Annotated in this window: 18 protein-coding genes and 1 tRNA gene; 3 read left to right on the plus strand and 16 right to left on the minus strand. The window is 73.1% G+C overall.

The features are described from left to right. Positions 1 to 27: 27 nt before the first annotated feature. The 12 genes from prmC to CCO04_RS17115 form a co-directional block, all read right to left on the minus strand. Entirely contained in the window at positions 28 to 882 is an 855-nt protein-coding gene (gene prmC, locus CCO04_RS17060; protein ID WP_215815314.1) for a peptide chain release factor N(5)-glutamine methyltransferase, read from the minus strand. A gap of 1 nt (position 883) precedes the next feature. Further along, positions 884 to 1,957 (minus strand): peptide chain release factor 1, encoded by a 1,074-nt coding sequence (gene prfA, locus CCO04_RS17065; RefSeq protein WP_215815315.1) that lies wholly within the window; start codon positions 1,955 to 1,957, stop codon positions 884 to 886. An 83-nt stretch (positions 1,958 to 2,040) separates the two neighbouring features. Further along, positions 2,041 to 2,256, minus strand: coding sequence for a 50S ribosomal protein L31 (gene rpmE, locus CCO04_RS17070; RefSeq protein ID WP_215815316.1), 216 nt, complete (start codon positions 2,254 to 2,256; stop codon positions 2,041 to 2,043). A 151-nt stretch (positions 2,257 to 2,407) separates the two neighbouring features. Next, the gene (locus CCO04_RS17075) at positions 2,408 to 4,735 is read right to left on the minus strand and encodes a hypothetical protein (RefSeq protein WP_215815317.1); all 2,328 of its coding nucleotides are present in this window, start codon (positions 4,733 to 4,735) and stop codon (positions 2,408 to 2,410) included. After that, positions 4,732 to 5,376: an ABC transporter ATP-binding protein gene (locus CCO04_RS17080; RefSeq protein WP_215815318.1), complete on the minus strand. Its 645-nt coding sequence runs from the start codon at positions 5,374 to 5,376 to the stop codon at positions 4,732 to 4,734. Before CCO04_RS17080 ends, CCO04_RS17075 begins: the two co-directional genes overlap by 4 nt. A 14-nt stretch (positions 5,377 to 5,390) precedes the next feature. After that, positions 5,391 to 5,744 carry a hypothetical protein gene (locus CCO04_RS17085; RefSeq protein ID WP_215815319.1) on the minus strand — a complete coding sequence of 118 codons (354 nt, stop codon included), beginning with the start codon at positions 5,742 to 5,744 and terminating at the stop codon, positions 5,391 to 5,393. 405 nt (positions 5,745 to 6,149) lie between these two features. Further along, positions 6,150 to 7,970, minus strand: a complete 1,821-nt coding sequence (rho, locus tag CCO04_RS17090) for a transcription termination factor Rho (protein WP_308281299.1) — start codon at positions 7,968 to 7,970, stop codon at positions 6,150 to 6,152. Between the two features lie 175 nt (positions 7,971 to 8,145). Next, positions 8,146 to 9,057, minus strand: a complete 912-nt coding sequence (gene thrB / locus CCO04_RS17095; RefSeq protein ID WP_215815320.1) for a homoserine kinase — start codon at positions 9,055 to 9,057, stop codon at positions 8,146 to 8,148. 16 nt (positions 9,058 to 9,073) lie between these two features. Beyond that, positions 9,074 to 10,144, minus strand: a complete 1,071-nt coding sequence (gene thrC / locus CCO04_RS17100; RefSeq protein ID WP_215815321.1) for a threonine synthase — start codon at positions 10,142 to 10,144, stop codon at positions 9,074 to 9,076. Further along, positions 10,141 to 11,445: a homoserine dehydrogenase gene (locus CCO04_RS17105; RefSeq protein ID WP_215815322.1), complete on the minus strand. Its 1,305-nt coding sequence runs from the start codon at positions 11,443 to 11,445 to the stop codon at positions 10,141 to 10,143. The genes thrC and CCO04_RS17105 overlap by 4 nt, the downstream gene beginning before the upstream one ends. 80 nt (positions 11,446 to 11,525) lie before the next feature. Beyond that, the gene (locus CCO04_RS17110) at positions 11,526 to 12,866 is read right to left on the minus strand and encodes an MFS transporter (protein ID WP_215815323.1); all 1,341 of its coding nucleotides are present in this window, start codon (positions 12,864 to 12,866) and stop codon (positions 11,526 to 11,528) included. Next, a complete protein-coding gene (locus CCO04_RS17115) occupies positions 12,863 to 13,819 on the minus strand; it encodes a zinc-binding dehydrogenase (RefSeq protein WP_215815324.1) in 957 nt (318 codons plus the stop codon). Before CCO04_RS17115 ends, CCO04_RS17110 begins: the two co-directional genes overlap by 4 nt. 36 nt (positions 13,820 to 13,855) lie before the next feature. On the opposite strand from CCO04_RS17115, the gene soxR reads away from it, so the two are divergent. Then, complete coding sequence (gene soxR, locus CCO04_RS17120; RefSeq protein ID WP_215815325.1) at positions 13,856 to 14,320, plus strand: redox-sensitive transcriptional activator SoxR; 465 nt, start codon at positions 13,856 to 13,858, stop codon at positions 14,318 to 14,320. A gap of 18 nt (positions 14,321 to 14,338) precedes the next feature. Here soxR and lysA read toward each other — a convergent pair whose 3' ends face one another. Then, a complete protein-coding gene (lysA, locus tag CCO04_RS17125; RefSeq protein WP_215815326.1) occupies positions 14,339 to 15,733 on the minus strand; it encodes a diaminopimelate decarboxylase in 1,395 nt (464 codons plus the stop codon). Between the two features lie 19 nt (positions 15,734 to 15,752). Next, positions 15,753 to 17,426, minus strand: a complete 1,674-nt coding sequence (gene argS, locus CCO04_RS17130) for an arginine--tRNA ligase (RefSeq protein ID WP_215815327.1) — start codon at positions 17,424 to 17,426, stop codon at positions 15,753 to 15,755. A gap of 85 nt (positions 17,427 to 17,511) precedes the next feature. Here argS and CCO04_RS17135 point away from each other — a divergent pair. Continuing rightward, positions 17,512 to 17,584 (plus strand) — tRNA-Arg (locus CCO04_RS17135). A 342-nt stretch (positions 17,585 to 17,926) separates the two neighbouring features. Next, a complete protein-coding gene (rnhA, locus tag CCO04_RS17140) occupies positions 17,927 to 18,394 on the plus strand; it encodes a ribonuclease HI (RefSeq protein ID WP_215815328.1) in 468 nt (155 codons plus the stop codon). On the opposite strand, the gene CCO04_RS17145 is transcribed toward rnhA, so the two are convergent. Further along, complete coding sequence (locus CCO04_RS17145) at positions 18,381 to 19,283, minus strand: LCP family protein (protein WP_215815329.1); 903 nt, start codon at positions 19,281 to 19,283, stop codon at positions 18,381 to 18,383. The genes rnhA and CCO04_RS17145 overlap by 14 nt on opposite strands. Next, a complete protein-coding gene (locus CCO04_RS17150; RefSeq protein ID WP_215815330.1) occupies positions 19,283 to 19,840 on the minus strand; it encodes a hypothetical protein in 558 nt (185 codons plus the stop codon). The genes CCO04_RS17145 and CCO04_RS17150 overlap by 1 nt, the downstream gene beginning before the upstream one ends. Between the last annotated feature and the right edge of the window lie 32 nt (positions 19,841 to 19,872).

Raw genomic sequence — 19,872 nt, forward strand, 5'->3', positions numbered from 1 at the left:
CTCTCCATCCTCCCACCGTGGTCGTCGTCATCGCGGGCGGCGTGCCGTCAGGTAGCGCGGACGCCCGGCGAGGTCCCGGTGGTCGCGGACCTCCTCCCAGCGTCCGCTGCGGCTGAGCACGGCCGGCGCCGCCTCTCCCTGGGCGTCGGCGTGCTCGATGCCGATCACTCCCCCGGGCTTGAGCAGCAGGGCGCCGCGGCGGTCGAGGACGCGGATCGCGTCCAGGCCGTCGGCGCCCGAGAACAGGGCCAGGTGCGGGTCGTGGTCACGGGCCTCGACGGCGACCGACTCCCACGCCTCCAGCGGCACGTACGGCGGGTTGCTGACCAGCACGTCGACCTGCCCGGCGAGGTCCTCGAAGGCCGTGGCCAGGTCGCCCAGGCGCAGCTCGACGCCGCTCCCGGCCAGGTTGCGCTCGGCCCAGGCGTGGGCCGGCGGGTCGAGCTCGACCGCATGCACCCGGGCCTGGGGCACCTCGTCGGCGATGCTCTTGGCGATCACGCCCGAGCCGGTGCACAGGTCGACGACCACGGGGCTCTCCCCCGCCGCGACGAGGGCCGCGGCGTGCTCGATCGCCCAGCCGGCCAGCAGCTCGGTCTCGGGGCGCGGGACGAAGACACCGGGGCCCACCTCGACCGAGACGTGGCGGAACCAGGCGACCCCGAGCAGGTGCTGGAGCGGCTCGCGGGCGGCACGGCGGGCGACCAGGTCGTCGTACCGGCGGGCCTGGTCGGGGGCCACCTCGGGGCCGAGCAGGAGCGCGCCGCGCGTCGTACCGAGGACGTGGGCGAGCAGCTCGGCGGCGTCGTGGTCGGGGCTGGCCACGCCGGCCGCGCCCAGCCGGCCGGCGGCCTCCCGGACGAGCTCTCGTGCCGCGCTCACGTCAGTCCTCGAGGGCGGCGAGGCGGGCGGCCATGTCGGTCTCGACGCACGAGTCGAGCAGCGGCTGCAGGTCGCCGTCGAGGACGTGGTCGAGGTTGTAGGCCTTGTAGCCGGTGCGGTGGTCGGAGATCCGGTTCTCCGGGAAGTTGTAGGTGCGGATCCGCTCGGAGCGGTCGACCGTGCGGACCTGGCTGCGGCGCGCGTCGCTCGCCTCGGCGTCGGCGGCCTCCTGGGCGGCCTGGAGCAGCCGGGCACGCAGGATGCGCATCGCCTGCTCCTTGTTCTGCAGCTGCGACTTCTCGTTCTGGCAGCTGACCACGATGCCGGTCGGCAGGTGGGTGATCCGCACCGCCGAGTCGGTCGTGTTGACGCTCTGGCCGCCCGGGCCCGAGGAGCGGAAGACGTCGATGCGCAGGTCGTTGTCGTTGATCTCGACGTCGACCTGCTCGGCCTCGGGCATCACCAGGACACCGGCCGCGCTGGTGTGGATCCGGCCCTGCGACTCGGTCACCGGCACCCGCTGGACCCGGTGCACGCCGCCCTCGAACTTGAGCAGCGCGTAGGGGGTCTGGCCGGGCTCGGTGCTGCCCGGCGACTTCACCGCGACGGTGACCGACTTGTAGCCGCCCAGGTCGGACTCGGTGGCGTCGAGGATCTCGGTCTTCCAGCCGCGGCGCTCGGCGTAGCGGCTGTACATCCGCAGCAGGTCGCCGGCGAACAGCGCGCTCTCCTCGCCGCCCTCCCCCGACTTCACCTCGAGGAGCACGTCCTTGTCGTCGGCGGGGTCGCGCGGGACCAGCAGCCGGCGCAGCCGCTCGGCCGCCTCCTCGCGCTGGCCCAGCAGCTCGTCGACCTCGTCGGCGAAGGCCGGGTCGTCGGCGGCGAGCTCGCGCGCGGCCTCGGCGTCGTCGCCGTACTGCTGCCACTCGCGCCAGGTCGCGATGATCGCGTTGAGCTCGGCGTAGCGCCGGTTGAGGGTGCGCGCCAGCCGCGCGTCGGCATGGGTCTCGGGGAGCGCGAGCCGGGTCTCCAGCTCGGCGTGCTCGGCGAGCATGCCCTCGACGGCTTCGAACACCTGGACTCCTTGGGTCGCTGCGGATGAAATGACGAACGCCGGTCGCCCACCCGGAGGGCGGGACGACCGGCGCGGTCAGGCAGCTACTTCTGGGCAGCCTTGGCGTAGCGGGCCTCGAACCGGGCCACGCGGCCGCCGGTGTCGAGGATCTTCTGCTTGCCGGTGTAGAACGGGTGGCACTGCGAGCACACGTCGGCGTGGATCGAGCCGGACGTCGCGGTGCTGCGGGTGGTGAACGAGGCGCCGCAGGTGCAGGTCACCTGGGTCACGACGTAGTCGGGGTGGATGTCCTTCTTCATGGGTGTCCTCTCACAAGGGGACCGGGTCGTCGCACGGGTTGCGGACGTGAACCGGAGCCAACAGATGATTCTACGAGGTGGGTGGGCGCCGTCCCAAATGCCTGGACTGCGCCGCAACCACCGCGCCCGCCCGGGCCACGGAGTCGCCGTCCTAGCGGGTCGGATTGCGGGCGAGCGCCAGGACGATCGCCAGCGACGACGCGAAGAGAGCTCCGGGCGGCAGAAGCCAGTGCCAGCCCACCGCAGCACCGCCCCCTGACCACTGTGCTGTCAGCCACGGCACGCCGATCGCGATGGCCACGGATGCGCCCAGGGCCGGCAGGAATGCCCAGAACCCGATCGAGAACCGGCGCGCGACGCCGGCCCCGACCTCCGAGAGCAGCCGACGCGTCGGCGCGCTCGAGACGGCGATCGCAGCGCCCGACGCCAGGCACAACGCGGCGCAGAGAGCCGCCGCGAGGATCGCGATCAAACGGGCTAGACTGAGCTCGTGCTCCAAGAACGAGGAATCAACGTCTGGCTCGATCACGAGTGCCGTGGGAGCCAGTCGATCGACGAGCCCACGAACTGCGGCCGCGTCCTCGATGCTGAGCTGACCGAAGCCCGCCAGCTCGACATCGACGATCCCCGAAGGCCGGATGCCCATCTCGACGGCGACTTCCGACTGCGGCGAGAGGAGCACCGACGGCATCGGATCGTCAACGCGCAGCTCCGGGTCGGCCGTCGCAGCGACCACGCGCACATCGGCACGCTCGGGGTCGCCTGATCCGAAGAACAGGAGCCCGATCCGTCCGTCCTGGACCGCCGCCCCCGCCGCTCTCGGTGGGACCGAGGCCGACAACGCGGGGTCGAACCCGATCGAGGCCAGCACCTGGTCGGCTGGGGCGACGCCTTCGCTGCACGTGGTGAGCGTCCCCTCGCGCATGCACTCCGCGAACGCGGGGGTGGTCACGCTCGGCACCAGGCTTCGCTCCGGGAGCCCGACGACGCGGACGTCGTCGCCTCCCCGATCGCGATAGTCCCCGACCAGCGTTTCGGCGACCACCTCAGGAACGCCGGAGACGATGAGCGAGCCGTCCTGCTGATTCGTCAGGTTGACCTTCGCCAACGAGCTCGTGTCGCGCGTCAGGAACGCGGTGTAGGTGCTGGCGCCGGCCGCCGCGACGGCGCAGACGAGGGAGATGAGCACAGCATGGTCGGCGAGCCACCTCACGACGGCACGCGTTGCGGGCGGCTGACGCACCACCGACACCGTGCGACCGAGGAGGACGATCCCGGCCGCCGACAGTGTCGCGCCCATCAATCCCAGGAGTACCGGATTGCTGACGTCGGCGTTGCCGCGGCCCGCAGAGATGCTGATCGCCGCCAGCACCCCGCCGCCGAGGAGCGTCACCGCGGCCAGCACCCAGCCGCCGCTCCCCGAAAGAGCGGGCGCGAGAAGCAACGGCCGGCGCGAAAGGGCCATCGTCAGCCGGGCCGGAAGGCAACAGCCGGCGGTCGCGACGATGAGGAGGACGACCGCCGGCGACCACGGCACGTTTACGCTCATCCAGTGCTGCCCCAGCCGCTCGTCCACCGACGAGGCGAGCAGGTGGATCACCAGCGCTCCGCCGAGTGCTCCCGCGACCATGCCGCCGACGATGACGACGAGCGCGGCAAGGCGTATCTGGCGCCAGGCCGACCGAGTGTCCAGGCCGGCCGCTTCGAGGCTTCGGACCACCGTCCTGGCCATCCGTGCGTGCGGAAGGACGACCGCCAGCAGTCCGAGCAGGAGCAGGACAGCAAGACCAGTCGTCACGTAGCGCAGCGCAGCCACGCGCGCCGGAGGACGATCACGTTGGTCGGCAGCAGCCGTCTGCGTGCTCGCAACGCCCGCAACGCCCTCGAGCCCGTCGATCTCCTCGTCGAAGGCGGGCGCCAACCAAGCAGTCACGGCGGAAGCGTCGATCTCCTTCGACATCGTGACCGCAAAGGCGGAGCCCGAGGTCGCCGGGTCCACGCCGATCCCCACGACCGTGCGCTGACCCGAAGGCCCGTCCGGAACCGTGAGGAAGACCTGATCCCCGAGAGCGACCTGGAGGGCGTTCGCCAGCGGCTCGCTCACGACGACCTCGGTCGCGTCGGCGGCTCGACGCCCGCTCAGCAGCGCGCCCAGCGGAGGACGCGCGTCGGTCAGTGCCCTGACCTCGGCCGGAGCCGTACCGGCCGGCGACGTCACGGTGCCCGGCGCGATCAGCAGACCGGTCAGGTCGGGACGCCGCGCGAGCAACGCAGCCGCTTCCTCTGAGCCCTGGATCGACACACCCTGGGCGTAGCCCCGGTCCGCGACCACCTGAGCCGCGAGTGCATCGAGTGCAGAGGCGCGGATCGCAGCGGTGGCGGTGGCAACGCCCGCAGCGAGGGCGGCCGCTGCGGCGATCACCACCACCGAACGCCACGAGCGCCTGAGCAACGACCAGAGGAGACGGCGTGAGCTCATGCGAGCTCCCCGAGCCTGCCGTCGGCGAGGTGGAAACGGCGCGGCATGACTTCGGCAACGACGGGATCGTGCGTCGCGACGAGCACCAGCATGTCGCGCTCCGTCGCGAGCCGCGTCAGCAGAGCCGCGATCTGCAAGGTGGTCTCCGTGTCGAGAGCGCCGGTCGGTTCGTCGGCGATCAGGACATCGGAACCGCAAGCGACCGCTCGGGCGATGGCCACTCGTTGCTGCTCGCCTCCCGAGAGGGTCTCCGGCCACCTGTCCGCGTGCTCAGGGCTCAATCCGACCTGGCCCAGCGCTTCGAGGGCCGTGGACGCGGACGCCTCGACCCCACGCAGCTCGCACGCCAGGCGGACGTTGTCGACGACCTTGAGGTACGGAACCAGCTGGTAGTCCTGGTGGACGAACGCGATCCTGGTGTCACTCGAACGCGACCACGTGCGTCGCACCACAGGGGTCCCGTGGAGCGTGACATCTCCCCGGTCGAGGGACTGGTGCCCGGCAAGCACGCGGAGCAGGGTCGACTTGCCCGACCCGCTAGGGCCCGTGATGGCGACCGGATCGGGCCCCAGCGAAGCTGAGACCCGATCCATGACCACCCGGCGACCGTACGAAACCGAGGCGCCTTCGATGATCAGCAAGCGGCCACGGCTCCTCAGCGTGCCGTGACGTCGTAGCGGGCGGAGCAGCCGGCGTAGCAGGTCGCCCAGCCGGTGTAGTAGTACTTGTTGGTCGTCGTGAACCAGCTGCCCTCGTAGTCGTTGGCAGCGTTGCGCACCAGCTTGGCGCGCACCTTGGTGTCGGAAGCGATCCGCGAGCAGATCGCCCGCGCACGGTGCGAGTCCAGCCCCGAGCTGGCCTCGGTCTGCTTGACCGCGGTGCAGCTGGCGCTGACCGCGTTGGCCGGGCTGTCGAGCAGCGCCACGGAGGCGAGCAGCAGCGCTACGACTGCGATCAGGCCGGCGAGCTTACCCGTACGGAAGGTGACGTCGTCGCGATGAGTGTCCAAGACAATCTCCTCATTTCACAGTGAAACTTTCCCGAATATAACAACTGCACTGCAAAACTAGATCGCTCAGGTATGCCCGTCAAGTGCCGATAGGAACTGCTTGTGTCCGATTCAGGACAGTTCATGTCAGACATCCGGCGGTCGCCGAGAACACGGGCCGCGCCGCCGAACGCACGGATCGCATCGGGGCGACCGTTCGCCGGCCATCACTTCCGCAGGCGGGCGAGGTCGCCGGGGCGCGGCGGGCGCGCGGCGGCGTGCGGCGGCGTGCGCATCTCCCTACGGCCGTGCGCTCGAGGCATCGGTCCGTGGGCGCGCCACAACGCGAGACGGAGTCAGGATCCGCCTCGTCCATCACTCGGGAGGCGCCGTTCCGGTCCGGTCGGCGCCTCCCGAGCTGTCGAGCTAGTCGCGCTGGACGCGCAGCAGGAACTCGTAGTTCGACTTGCTGTTGCGCAGCCGCTGGAGCAGCGTCCCGTGGCCCTCGACCCGGTCGCCGTCGGCGAGCTCGCGGCGCAGCTTCCAGACGATCTCGAGCTCCTCCTTGCCGAGCAGGAGCTCCTCGCGGCGGGTGCCGGAGGCGACCACGTCGATCGCCGGGAACTCGCGCTTGTCGGCGAGGTCCGAGCGCAGCCGCAGCTCGAGGTTCTCGGTGCCGCGCAGCTCCTCGAAGATCACCTCGTCCACGCGCGAGCCGGAGTCGACCACGGCGGTGGCGAGGACGGTGAGCGAGCCGCCGTTCTCGATGTTGCGGGCCGCACCGAAGAAGCGCTTGGGCGGGAACAGCGCCGAGGCGTCGACCCCGCCGGACAGGATCCGGCCGCTGGCCGGGGCGGCCAGGTTGTAGGCCCGGCCCAGGCGGGTCAGGCCGTCGAGCAGGACGACGACGTCGTGCCCGAGCTCGACCAGGCGCTTGGCGCGCTCGATGGCGAGCTCGGCCAGGATCGTGTGGTCGGCCGCGGGGCGGTCGAACGTGCTCGCGATGACCTCGCCCTTGATCGAGCGCTCGAAGTCGGTGACCTCCTCGGGACGCTCGTCGACCAGGACCACCATCAGGTGGCACTCGGGGTTGTTGGTCGTGATCGCCGCAGCGATCTGCTGGAGCAGGGTGGTCTTGCCCGCCCGCGCCGGCGACACGATGAGCCCGCGCTGGCCCTTGCCCACGGGCGCGGCGAGGTCGATGAGCCGGCCGGCCAGGTTCTCCGAGGTCGTCTCGAGCCGGAGCCTCTCGGTCGGCGAGACCGGGGTCAGCTCGGTGAACTCCACCCGGTTCTTGACCTGCTCCGGGTCGACCCCGTTGACGGTGTCGATGCGGACCATCGGGTTGAACTTCTCGCGGCGCTCGCCGTCGCGCGGCTGGCGGACCTGACCGGTGATCGCGTCACCGCGGCGCAGGCCGTACTTGCGCACCATCGACAGCGACAGGTAGACGTCGTCGGTGCCGGGCAGGTAGCCGCTGGTCCGGACGAACGCGTAGTTGTCGAGCACGTCGAGGATGCCGGCGGCCGGCACCAGGACGTCGTCCTCGCGGACCTCGGTGTCGGGCTCGCGCCCGGCCCGCGTGGTCCGGTCCCGGTCGCGGCCGCGGCGGCGCCGGTTGCGGCGGCTGCCGCCCTCGGTACCGTCGCCGTCGTCGTCGAGGTCGGCGTCGTTCGGGGCGTCGTGGGGGGCGTCCGCGGGGGCTGCGGGGGGCGGCTGCTTGGCGGGCTGCTGCTGCTTCGCGGCAGCGGGCTGCTGCTGTTGCTGCTGCTGCTTGCCCTGCTGCTGGTTCTGCTGACCGCCCTGCTTCTGCTTCTGCTGCTTGCCGCCGCCGTTGCCGCCCTTGCCCTTGCCGCCGGACTGCTGGTCGGCCTGCTTCTCGGGCGCGGACCGCTCCGGCGCGGGCTTGTCGGCCGCGGGCTGCTCGGCAGGGGCGGGCTTCTCGGCGGCCGCGGGCTGCTCGGCGGCCGCGGGCTGCTCGGGGGCGGCCTGCTGCTGCGGCGCCCGCTCAGCGGGCCGAGCCGCACCGCCACCGCCGCTACCACCACTGCCACCGCTGGCCTGGGCGGCCTTGATGGCGTCGACGAGGGCGGCCTTCTTCATGGATCCGGCGCCGGCGATACCCATGCCGTTGGCCATCGCCTTGAGGTCGGCCAGGAGCATCGAGTTGAGTCCACCGGAGCGCTTGCGGGGCGCCTTCTCGGCGGCGGCAGGCGCCGACGGGGTGGAGTCGGGAGTTTCGGTCACGTGAGTCCTTCCCACGTATCTCGCGCGGCCCGGGCCCGGCTGAATCCGGAGCGGACCAGCGCACTGGTCTGAGTCCTGTGAGCTCCTGCGACGACCGGTCCGGACGGTGCCGGTCTTCGCGTCGGGAGGGAGAGGGCGAGCCGTGCTCGCCGGCGCCGAGAACTGCGGCGCAGCGTCAATGTACCACCACGGCACCCGTGCTGCTGAGCATCAGGGCGCGCGCGTCCCAGCCGTCGGGGCAGCGCGCGAGCAGGGCTTCGGTGGCGGCGGTGCCGAGGCCGTCGGCGAAGGCGAGGACGGTGGGGCCGGCGCCCGACACGACCGCCGGTACGCCGTCCGCGCGGAGCGCGTCGACCAGCGCGAGGCTCGCGGGCATGGCCGGGCGGCGGTAGTCCTGGTGCAGCCGGTCCTCGGTGGCGCGCAGCAGCTCCTCGGGGCGGCCGGAGAGGGCGGCGACGAGGAGGGCGGCGCGGCCGGCGTTGGCGGCGGCGTCCGCGTGCGGGACCGCGGCGGGCAGCAGGCCGCGGGCTGCCTCCGTGGAGAGGGGGTCGGCGGGGACGAAGACGACCGCGCTGATCCGCGGGTCGACGCCGGCCGGGACGGCCCAGAAGCCGCCGTCGGCGTCCTGGCCGGAGATCACGAAGCCGCCGAGCAGGGCCGGGGCGACGTTGTCGGGGTGACCCTCGAGCTGGGCGGCGAGGTCGAGCAGCTCGGCGTCGTCGAGCAGCAGCCGGCCGCCGGCGACGAGCTCGCGGGCCAGCCAGACGCCGCCGACGATGGCGGCCGAGGAGGAGCCGAGGCCGCGGGCGTGCGGGATGACGTTGGTGCAGGTCAGGCGCAGGCCGGTCGGCTGCTTGCCGAGGCGGTCGAAGGTCGCCCGCATCGCCCGTACGACGAGGTGCCGCTCGTCGAGCGGGACCGCACCCGCGCCGTGCCCGGTGACCTCGACGACGAGGCCGTCGGCCAGCACCTCGGCCTCGAGCTCGTCGCGCAGGTCGAGCGCGAGCCCGAGGGTGTCGAAGCCGGGGCCGAGGTTCGCCGACGTGGCGGGCACCCGGACGCGCACGGGGCCGGCGACGAAGGTCATCGAGCCTGGCCCGGGCTCAGAGTCCGGCCGCGTGGGCGGCGGCGTCGACGTCGGCGTCCACGACGGTGTCCGGGAGGACCAGGCCGTCGAGGGCGGTGGCGATGTCCTTGAGGCCGTGCCCGGTGACGGTGACCGCGACGGTCGCACCGGCGTAGCTCTCCCCCGCCGCCAGCTCGGCGAGCAGGCCGGCGATGCCGGCCGCCGAGGCGGGCTCGACGAAGACGCCGTCGTTGGCGGCGAGCGCCTTCTGGGCGGCGAGGATCTGGGCGTCGGACACGGCGGCGAAGCGGCCGCCGGACTCGTCGCGCGCGGCCTCGGCGAGCTTCCAGGAGGCCGGGTTGCCGATCCGGATCGCGGTCGCCGCGGTCTCCGGCTCGGGGAACGGCTCGCCGGTCACCAGCGGCGCGGCCCCCTCGGCCTGGAAGCCGCGCATGACCGGGCGCTTGGTGGCGCGGCCGAGCGCGGCGTACTGCGTGTAGCCGAGCCAGTAGGCCGAGATGTTGCCCGCGTTGCCGACCGGCAGCAGGTGGAAGTCCGGAGCGTCGCCGAGGAAGTCGACGATCTCGAAGGCGGCCGTCTTCTGGCCCTCGAGCCGGGCCGGGTTGACCGAGTTGACCAGGGCGACGGGGTACTTCCACGCCATCTCGCGGGCCATCCGCAGGCAGTCGTCGAAGTTGCCACGGACCTGGATGACCTGGGAGCCGTGCAGCACCGCCTGGGCCATCTTGCCCGCGGAGATCTTGCCCTCGGGCACGAGCACGATCGGGGTGACACCGGCCTTGGCGGCGTAGGCGGCCATCGAGGCCGACGTGTTGCCGGTCGAGGCGCAGACCACGGCCTTGGCGCCCTCGTGGACGGCGACCGACAGCGCGGTCGTCATCCCGCGGTCCTTGAACGACCCGGTCGGGTTGTTGCCCTCGACCTTGAGCCACACCTCGGCGCCGGTCAGCCCGGAGAGCCACCCGGAGTGGACCAGCGGGGTGCCGCCCTCACGCAGCGTGACCGCGGGGGTGTCCTGGGGGATGTCGAGGAGCTCGCGGTACTCCTCGATGACGCCACGCCACTGTCCGTTGGCGGTACTGCTCACTCTTCTGCTCCCTCGACGCGCATCACCGAGGTGACCTCGCGCACGATCTCCATGCCTCGCAGGTGCTCCACGGTCGCGGCGAGCGCCGCGTCCGTGGCCTCGTGCGAGACGACGACGAGCTGGGCGTCGTTGCCCCGGCCCTCCTGGCGGACGGTCTGGATCGAGACACCCTGCTCGGCGAAGGCCAGGGCCACCGCCGCCAGCACGCCCGCGCGGTCGTCGACGTCGATGGCGACGTGGTAGCGGGTGCGGGTCTCGCCCATGGGCAGCACGGCCCGGTCGGCGTACGCCGACTCGCCGACGCCGCGGGTGCCCTGACGGTGGTTGCGGGCGACCGTGACGAGGTCGCCGAGGACGGCGCTCGCGGTCGGCGAGCCGCCGGCACCAGGGCCGTAGAACATGAGCTGGCCGGCCGCCTCGGACTCGACGAAGACGGCGTTGTAGGCCTCGCGGACGCTGGCCAGCGGGTGCGAGCGCGGGATCATCGCCGGGTGCACGCGCACGCTGACGGCGTCGTCGCCGTCGGCACCGGGGCGCAGCTCGGCGATGGCGAGCAGCTTGACGACGCTGTCCATCTCGCGCGCGGAGCGCACGTCGCCGGCCGAGACGTCGGTGATGCCCTCGCGGTGGACGTCGGCCGCGGTGACCCGCGAGTGGAACGCCAGGCTGGCCAGGATCGCGGCCTTGGCGGCGGCGTCGAAGCCCTCGACGTCGGCGGTGGGGTCGGCCTCGGCATAGCCGAGCGCCTGGGCCTCCTCGAGCGCGTCGGCGAAGCCGGCGCCGGAGGTGTCCATCTTGTCGAGGATGAAGTTGGTGGTGCCGTTGACGATGCCGAGCACCCGGGTCACCTTGTCGCCGGCGAGGGACTCGCGCAGCGGGCGCAGGATCGGGATGGCACCGGCCACGGCGGCCTCGTAGTAGAGGTCGCGACCGGCCTTCTCGGCGGCCTCGAAGAGCGTCGGGCCGTCCTCGGCGAGCAGCGCCTTGTTGGCGGTGACCACCGAGGCGCCGTTCTCGAGCGCGGAGAGGATGAGCGAGCGGGCCGGCTCGATGCCGCCGATCACCTCGATCACGACGTCGACGTCCTCGCGGGCGACGAGCGCCGCGGCGTCGGTGGTGAGCAGATCGGCCGGGACGTCGACCTCGCGGGCAGCGTCGAGCCGGCGTACGGCGACGCCGACCAGCTCTACCCGGGCCCCGACCCGCGCCGCCAGGTCGTCGGCCTGCTCGCCGAGGAGCCGCACCACCTGCGACCCGACGGATCCGCAGCCGAGCACGGCAACCTTGAGAGGACTGTTCACCGCTCTAGGGTATCGGCGCCGGTGGAGTGTCCGGCCACCCGCTGCGTATGGCGGACACCTTGCGGCCGGATCGGCCTCGTTCACGCCTCCAGCCGGCGGGCCGGGACGAGCGCGAGCGCCCCCAGGACGGCCGCCGCGACGACCAGTGCGGTGGCCGCCGGGACGGGCGCGGTCTCGGCGAAGCCCGCGAACAGGACGCCGCCGAGCGCGACGCCGGCGCTGTTGGCCAGGTAATCGCTGAGCTGCAGCGACGAGGAGACCTCGCCGGCCCGGTCCGGTCCGGCGGTGCCCAGCGCGAGCACCGACAGGGTCGGGAACGCCAGGCCGATGCCGAAGCCGGCGCACCCCCACGCCAACACCGGTACGACGAGCGGCACCCCCGGGATCGCCACGAGCGCGAAGCCGCCGATCCCCAGCGCCAGCAGGGCCGCCCCGAGCCGGACCCGTCCGGGCTGGTCGGCGAGCCGGGCCCACCGGGCGGCGAGCACCGCACCACCGGACCAGGTCAGGGCGCCGACGGTGAGCACCCAGCCGGCCTGGGTGAGGCTGAGGCCGCGCTCGAGCGTGAGCAGGAGCGGGAGGTAGACCTCGGCCGCGGCGAACGCCGTCCCCACGGCCGCGCGGGTGCCGAGCACGGCGGGCAGCCCGGCCCTCAGCGTCCACACCCGTGGGGGGAGCAGCCGCCCTCCCCCGGCGACGATCGCCGCGACACCGGCCGCGACGAGGACCGGCCACAGCGGCAGCGACCGCTGGCCGGCGACGCTCACCAGCAGCACCCCGCCCGCGGCGAGCAGCGCGAAGGGCAGCCGGGCCGGCCGGGCGGCGCTGGTCCCGGCCGCGGAGGGCGCGTCGGCGACGAGCAGCCAGGCCGCGACCGCGAGCACGGGGACCCCGAGGAAGACCCACCGCCAGCCGACCGTGGCGGCCACCCACGCCGCGACCACCGGGCCGACCAGCGCGGGCAGCACCCAGCCCATCGTGAGGACCGCGAACACCCGCGGGCGCAGCCGCTCCGGGTAGGCCTGGGCGATGAGGACGTAGAGGGCGACACCGAGGACGCCGCCGCCGTACCCGTGGACGAGGCGGCCGAGCAGGAACAGCGGCATGCTCGGGGCGAGCCCGGCGAGCACCACGCCGGCGCAGAACACGACCAGGCCGCGGCGCAGCGCCGGGCCGGGTCCGAGCCGGTCGACGGCGGCGCCCGTGACGGGCAGCGCCACGACGGCGGCGGCCAGCGGGGCGGCGAAGGCCACGGCGTACCAGCGCAGGCCGTCGAGCTCGTCGGCGATGTCGGGCATCACCGTGGCGACGGCGAGCGCCTCGAAGGCGAAGAGGAAGGCGAGCGAGAAGACGCCGACCGTGGTGCGCCCGTGCCGTCCCCGCCACGGTGACTCCACCGGGACCGGGGCGACCGCGGTCACCGTGCGGGCCGATCGACCACCAGGACGACCTTGCCGGTCACGGCGGACGTCTCGAGGGCGCGGTGCGCGGCCGCGGCGTCGGCGAGCGGGAACACCGAGCCGACGTACGGCACCCGGGTCCCGTCGGCGGCCGCGTCGAGCGCCGCGCTCTCGAACTCCGCGAGCCGGCTCATGATGGGCGGGCCGAGCACGTCGACCACCCGGCGCTCCGGGTCGTCGTACGCGTTCTGGACGCCGGCCGCCCACCCGTAGCGGACCAGCCGGCCGCCCGGCGCGAGCCGGTCGTAGAGCGCCTGACCGACCTCGCCGCCCACCCCGTCGAGGACGAGCGTCAGCTCGGGCACCTGCGCGCACCAGTCGGGGTCGTGCCGGTCCAGCGACGGGTCCGCACCGTGCCGGGCGGCGAGCGCGACCTTGGCCGGCCCGCCCGCGACCCCGAGCGCGACCGCACCCACGTGGCGTACCCCCTGGAGCAGCAGGACGCCGAGCCCGCCCGCCGCGGAGGTCACCGCGACGATGTCGTTGGGAGTGAGGTCGGCGAGCTCGAGGATCGCGGCGGCAGTACGTCCGGTGCCGATCGCGGCCACCGCGGTCGGGGCGTCGAGCGCGTCGGGCAGGACGTAGGCGCGGTCGGCGGCGACGACCGCCTGGTCGGCGTACCCACCGCCGGCGAAGCCGAGGTGCGCCACCACGCGCTGCCCCATCCACGCCGGGTCGACACCGGCACCGACCCGGTCGACGTACCCGGCGACCTCGCGACCCGGTACGACGGGCAGCTCCGGCGGCTCCCCGGCACCGAACGACTCCCCCGCCCGGATCGAGGTGTCGAGCAGGTGGACGCCGGCCGCCTCGACCGCGATCCGCACCTGACCGGGCGCGGGGTCGAGGTCGGGCAGCTGCTCGAGGCGGAGGACGTCGGCGGGCCCGAAGGCGTGGTGGCGGATCGCGTGCATGACGTCATTCGACAACCTCAAGTATGGTTGAGGTCAATGACCGAGATGAACCGCGAGCTCCGCAGCCACGACCTGACCCCCGGCGACGTGTCCCGGCGCGCCGGCGTCGCCATCTCCGCCCTGCACTTCTACGAGCGCGAGGGCCTGATCGAGAGCATCCGCACCGCCGGCAACCAACGCCGCTACCACCGCGACGTGCTGCGCCGGGTCGCCTTCATCCGGGTCTCGCAGAGCGTCGGGATCTCGCTGTCCGACATCCGCGCCGCCCTCGCCACGCTCCCCGAGGGACGTACGCCGACCAAGGCCGACTGGGCGCGGCTCTCGCGCGGCTGGCGCAGCGAGCTGGAGGACCGCATCGCCCAGCTGCAGAAGCTGCGCGACACCCTCGACGACTGCATCGGCTGTGGCTGCCTGTCGATGCGCTCGTGCGCGCTGGCCAACCCCGGCGACGTCCTGGAGAAGTACGGCGACGGGCCGGTCCGGCTGCTCGGGCGCAGCTGAGGACCCCGGTCCGACAGGTCAGCCGAGGTCGGTGGCGAGCAGGTCGTCCTCGGTCTCGCGGCGCACGATGACGCGCGCGACGCCGTCCTTGACCGCGATCACCGGCGGGCGCAGGGCGTGGTTGTAGTTGGAGGCCATCGAGCGGCAGTAGGCGCCGGTGCCGGGCACGGCGAGCAGGTCGCCGGGGGCGATGTCGCCGGGCAGGAACTCGTCGCGCACGACGATGTCGCCGGCCTCGCAGTGCTTGCCGACGACGCGGGCGAGCACCGGGGTGGCCTCGGAGCGGCGGCCGGCCAGGGTGCAGGAGTAGTCGGCGTCGTAGAGCGCGGTGCGGATGTTGTCGCTCATCCCGCCGTCGACGCTGACGTAGGTGCGCACGGCGCCGGCGTCGAGGGTGACCTGCTTGACCGTGCCGACGGTGTAGACGGTGCACATCGCCGGGCCGACGATCGCGCGGCCGGGCTCGATCGAGAGCCGCGGGCGGGCGACGTCGAGGGCGCGGCACTCGTGGTCGACGATCGCGGTGAGCTCGGCGGCGAGCTGGGCGGGCTCGCGCGGGTCGTCCTGGGTCGTGTAGGCGATGCCGAAGCCGCCGCCGAGGTCCATCTCGGGCATGACCGCGCCGAGCTCGGTGGCCACGCGCGCGTGCAGGCCGAGGACGCGGCGGGCCGCGACCTCGAAGCCGGCGGAGTCGAAGATCTGGCTGCCGATGTGGGAGTGCAGGCCGAGCAGCTCGACGCCGGGGGCCTCGTGGAGGCGTCGTACGGCCTCGAAGGCGTCGCCGGAGGTGATCGAGAAGCCGAACTTCTGGTCCTCGTGGGCGGTCGCGATGTACTCGTGGGTGTGCGCCTCGACGCCGGCCGTCACCCGGACCATCGCGCGCGCCGGGAGCCCGGTGTCGGCGGCGACCATCGCGAGCCGCTCGACCTCCTGGAAGGAGTCGACGATGATCCGCCCGACCCCGGCGGAGACCGCACGGCGCAGCTCGGCGACGGTCTTGTTGTTGCCGTGGTAGCCGATCCGGGCCGGCTCGACGCCCGCACGCAGCGCGACGGTCAGCTCGCCGGCCGAGCAGACGTCGAGGTGCAGACCCTCCTCGGCGACCCAGCGGGCGACCGCGACGGAGAGGAACGCCTTGCCGGCGTAGTAGACGTCGTAGTCGGCGAAGGCGTCTCGGAAGGCACGCGCCCGGCCCCGGAAGTCGTCCTCGTCGAGGACGTACGCCGGGGTGTTGTGCTCGGCGACCAGGTCCGCGATCGGCAGCCCGCCGACGACCAGGTCGCCGCTCTCGGTCTTGTGCGCGGTCGCCGACCACAGCTGCGGCACCAGGGTGTTGACGTCGGCGGGCGCCTGGAGCCAGGCAGGTCCGCGCAGGGCGCCGGGCGCGTGCGCCCAGCCGGCCTCGTGGGTCATCGCGTCGTCTCTCCCGGGGTCACATGCGCTCGGGCGCGGAGACGCCGAGCAGGTCGAGGCCGTTGGCGATCACGGTCTGGGTCGCCACGACGAGCACCATCCGGGCGAGGTTGGCCGGACCGACCGGCTCATCGCCCTGGGGCAGCATCCGGCACTCCTTGGTGTCGTACCACTTGTTGAACACCGACGCGGTGTCCTCGAGGTAGCGGGCGATCCGGTGCGGCTCGCGCAGCTCGGCGGCGCTCGCGACCACCCGCGGGAACTCCGCGAGCGCGCGCAGCAGCTCGCCGTCGCGCTCGTGGTCGAGCAGGCTCGGGTCGAACGCGTCGCCCTCGGGCAGCGTCATGCCGAGGTCGGCGGCGTTGGCGAGCATCCGGCAGGTACGGGCGTGGGCGTACTGCACGTAGTGGACCGGGTTGTCGTTGGTCGCCTTGGTGATCTCGGCGACGTCGAGCACCAGCGGCGAGTCGGCCGGGTAGCGCGCGAGCGAGTAGCGCAGCGCGTCGACGCCGATCTCCTGGGCGAGCTCGTCGAGGGTGACGATCGTGCCCTTGCGCTTGGAGAGCTTGAGCTCCTCGCCGTCCTGCATGATCTTGACCAGCTGGCCGATCAGCACCTCGAGCGTCTGGGCCGGGTCGTCGCCGGCGCAGGCTGCCATCGCGCGCAACCGGCCGACGTACCCGTGGTGGTCGGCGCCGAGCAGGTAGATGCAGCGGTCGAAGCCCCGCGCCCGCTTGTTGAGGTAGTAGGCGGTGTCGGAGGCGAAGTAGGTCAGCTCGCCGTCGGACTTGATGAGGACGCGGTCCTTGTCGTCGCCGTAGTCGGTGGTGCGCATCCAGAGCGCGCCGCCGTCCTCGAAGACGTGGCCCTTCTCCTTGAGGCTGGCCAGCGTCTCGGGCACCGACCCGGACTCGTGCAGCGACAGCTCGGAGAACCACACGTCGAAGTGGGTGTTGAACATGTCGAGCTGGTCCTGCTGCTCCTTGAGCTGCAGCTCGTAGCCCTTGGCCCGCACCGCCGCCAGCCGCTCGTCACCCTCGAGGTCGAAGATGCCCGGGCTGGCCTCGCCGACGGCCTTGGCCAGGTCCTCGACGTAGGCGCCGGCGTACCCGTCGTCGGGCTTGGGCTGCCCCAGCGCCGCCGCGATGATCGAGGCGGCGAAGTTGTTCATCTGCACGCCACGGTCGTTGATGTAGAACTCCCGGGTCACCTCGGCGCCCGCAGCCCCCAGCACCCGCGCGATCGCGTCGCCGAGCACCGCCCACCGGGTGTGCCCGAGGTGGAGCGGACCGGTCGGGTTGGCCGAGATGAACTCGACGTTGATCCGCTGCCCGGCGAGGGTGTCCGTGCGCCCGTACGCCGTACCGGCCGCGACGATCTCGGCCGCCACCTTGCCCTGCGCCCCCGCCTCGACGGAGATGTTGAGGAAGCCCGGCCCCGCCAGGTCGACCCCGCTGATCCCGTCAGCGGCCCGCAGCTGCTCGGCGAGCTGCTCCCCCAGCGCCCGCGGGTTGGTGCCCGCCTTCTTGGCCAGCTGGAGCGCCACGTTGGTGGCGTAGTCGCCGTGCCCCTTCTGCCGGGGTCGCTCCACCGTCACCTCGGCAGGGACGCCGTCGGGCAGGGTCAGCGAACCCTGCGCGACGAGCGCCTGGAGGGCGTCGACGATGGTGGCGGAGAGCTGGGCCGGAGTCACACGGGCAAGCCTATCGATGGGCACCGGTTTCTCTTGCACGGATATGGACCGGTAGGGTTCCTGACCGCACCTCCATGAGGTGCATGCCTCCGTAGCTCAGGGGATAGAGCACTGGTTTCCGGTACCAGGTGTCGCAGGTTCGAATCCTGCCGGAGGCGCCGCATGAACTCCCACGACACATCCCTGTCGAAACGCCTCTCCCTGGTCCTGCGCCATCGGCCGGACTCGATCGGCCTCGTGCTCGACGACCTCGTCGCCGTACTCGCGGCGGACCCTGGCCGCGGCTCCCGTGGAGCCGTGACCTGATCCGGGCTCGGCCTCGACCGGCGCCGGCGCCACCACGTCCACCTCTCCCCCGACCGCACCACGGCCGAGCGCACCACGGCCGAGCGCGTCGGCGCCCGGCGCGGCGCGTACGTCGTGCTGCGGGTGGACGCGGCGGCCATGGCTGCGGGGTTCCTGGCGCTCGACGACGCGCCCGCCTGACCTACGCTGTGCGGATGCCCGAAGCCAGCTCCCGCGTCACCATCCACACCGACGGCGCCTGCCTCGGCAACCCGGGTCCGGGCGGCTGGGGCGCCGTGCTGCGCTACGGCGACCACACCCTCGAGCTGTACGGCGGCGAGGCGGCCACGACGAACAACCGGATGGAGCTCATGGCGGCCATCCGCGCGCTCGAGACGCTCACCCGGCGCTCCGAGGTCGACCTGCACACCGACAGCAGCTACGTGCGCAACGGGATCATGTCCTGGGTGGCGAAGTGGAAGGCCAACGGGTGGCGGACGTCGGCCAAGGCGCCGGTCAAGAACGACGACCTGTGGCGCCGGCTCGACGTGGCGGCGGCCGAGCACGACGTGGCCTGGCACTGGGTCAAGGGGCATGCGGGCGACCCGGGCAACGAGCAGGCGGACGGGTTGGCGGGCAAGGGGGCCCGGGAGGCGCGGGACGGGACGCTCAGCAGCGCTTGATGGTGGCGTCCTTGCGGGCGTCGTCGCCGTAGCGGCGGGCGGTGCCGACGGAGGGCAGGACGACGCTGGCGCCGTTGATGTTGCCGATGCTGCCGGGCAGCACGCAGGTGGTCACCTTGCGGTGGTCGACCTGGGCGATGGCCTGGGCGATCCGGAACAGCTCCTTGGGCGAGACGCCCTGGGTCTTGAGGTGCTGCAGGACGCTGAGGACGCCGGACTCGATCCAGCCGGGGCGGTCGGCGTTGGCGGCGATCTTGCGCTGGATGCCGCGGATGACGCGCTGCTGGTTGGCCGAGCGGTCGAAGTCGCCCTGCGGCAGGGACTTGCGGACCCGGGCGAACTCGACGGCGCGCATGCCGTCGATCTTGATCCGGCCGGCCTTCCAGCCCTCGGGGTTGAGGTGGGAGTCGGCGAAGAAGCGCGGGTTGTCGACGGTGATGCCGCCGATGCCGCGGATGAGCTGGGCCAGGCCGCTGAAGGTGGCGAGCATGACGTAGTCGGGCTGGACGCCGACCAGGTCGCCGACCGTGCGTCCGAGCAGCTGGGGGCCGCCGTAGTAGAGGGCGGCGTTGACCCGGTTGGAGCCGTGGCCGGGGATGGGCACCCAGCTGTCGCGCGGGATGCCGACCGCGCTCGCCGCGCCGGTGCGGGTGTCGATGGCGATGAGCTGGAGCGCGTCGGCGCGGCTGCGCAGCGGGTCCTCGCGGGGGCGGGTGTCGACGCCGGCGGCGAGGATCCACACCACGTCCGGGTCGACGTCGACGCCGGTGGCGCGGTCGATCTTGACCAGGGTCAGCACGGTCGGCGCCGGCGCACTGTCCGGTACGACGAGCGCGGTCGCGCCGAGGACCAGCCCCAGCACCAGCGTCCGCAGGATCCTGCGCACCATCACGCCCCCTCCTCGCCACGGCTCACGTCGAAGCCGAACACCTGCCAGCCGCCGCCCTTGACCGGCGTCAGCAGCAGCCGGCCGGTCACGGACTCGGTCCGCTCTCCCCCGCCGGTCAGCCGCAGCCCGATCCGGACCCGGGCGGTCGCCCCGGCGGCCCGCCCGTCGACGCCGAGGACGTCGACCCGGATCCGGCGCTCGGTCACCTCGACCGTCTCCAGGCCGGCGCCGACGGCGGCATTGCTCATCACCTCCGGCTGGCGCAGCGCCAGCCGGCGCGCGTCGGCGGTGAAGCCCGCGAAGGCCGGGGCGAAGTCGGTGCGCGGGTAGTCCCCGCCGTAGGCCCCCGCGACCCAGGCCTCGACGGCCGTGGTCACCGCGGCCAGGACGGCATCGGCCTTGGCCGGGCCGAGCCGGCCCCGGACCTTGCCGAGCCGGGCGTCGGCCGGCACCTCCGGGGTGGCGTGCCCGGACGGCTCGGGGCCGTCCGAGGAGCTCTTGTCGTCGCCTCCCGAGCACCCGCCCAGGGCCAGGACCGCGACCGTGACGACGGCCACGATCCGGGCTCGATCCGCTCTGCGTAGCACCT

The sequence above is a fragment of the Pimelobacter sp. 30-1 genome (genome assembly GCF_018831735.1).
Taxonomy (GTDB): Bacteria; Actinomycetota; Actinomycetes; order Propionibacteriales; family Nocardioidaceae; genus Nocardioides.

Excerpts from the sequence above, each read along its gene's own strand:
- rpmE (WP_215815316.1), bottom strand. The coding sequence starts at position 2,256 with ATGAAGAAGGACATCCACCCCGACTACGTCGTGACCCAGGTGACCTGC.
- CCO04_RS17075 (WP_215815317.1), bottom strand. The coding sequence starts at position 4,735 with ATGAGCTCACGCCGTCTCCTCTGGTCGTTGCTCAGGCGCTCGTGGCGT.
- thrB (WP_215815320.1), bottom strand. The coding sequence starts at position 9,057 with ATGACCTTCGTCGCCGGCCCCGTGCGCGTCCGGGTGCCCGCCACGTCG.
- CCO04_RS17115 (WP_215815324.1), bottom strand. The coding sequence starts at position 13,819 with ATGCACGCGATCCGCCACCACGCCTTCGGGCCCGCCGACGTCCTCCGC.
- soxR (WP_215815325.1), top strand. The coding sequence starts at position 13,856 with ATGACCGAGATGAACCGCGAGCTCCGCAGCCACGACCTGACCCCCGGC.
- lysA (WP_215815326.1), bottom strand. The coding sequence starts at position 15,733 with ATGACCCACGAGGCCGGCTGGGCGCACGCGCCCGGCGCCCTGCGCGGA.
- rnhA (WP_215815328.1), top strand. The coding sequence starts at position 17,927 with ATGCCCGAAGCCAGCTCCCGCGTCACCATCCACACCGACGGCGCCTGC.
- CCO04_RS17145 (WP_215815329.1), bottom strand. The coding sequence starts at position 19,283 with ATGGTGCGCAGGATCCTGCGGACGCTGGTGCTGGGGCTGGTCCTCGGC.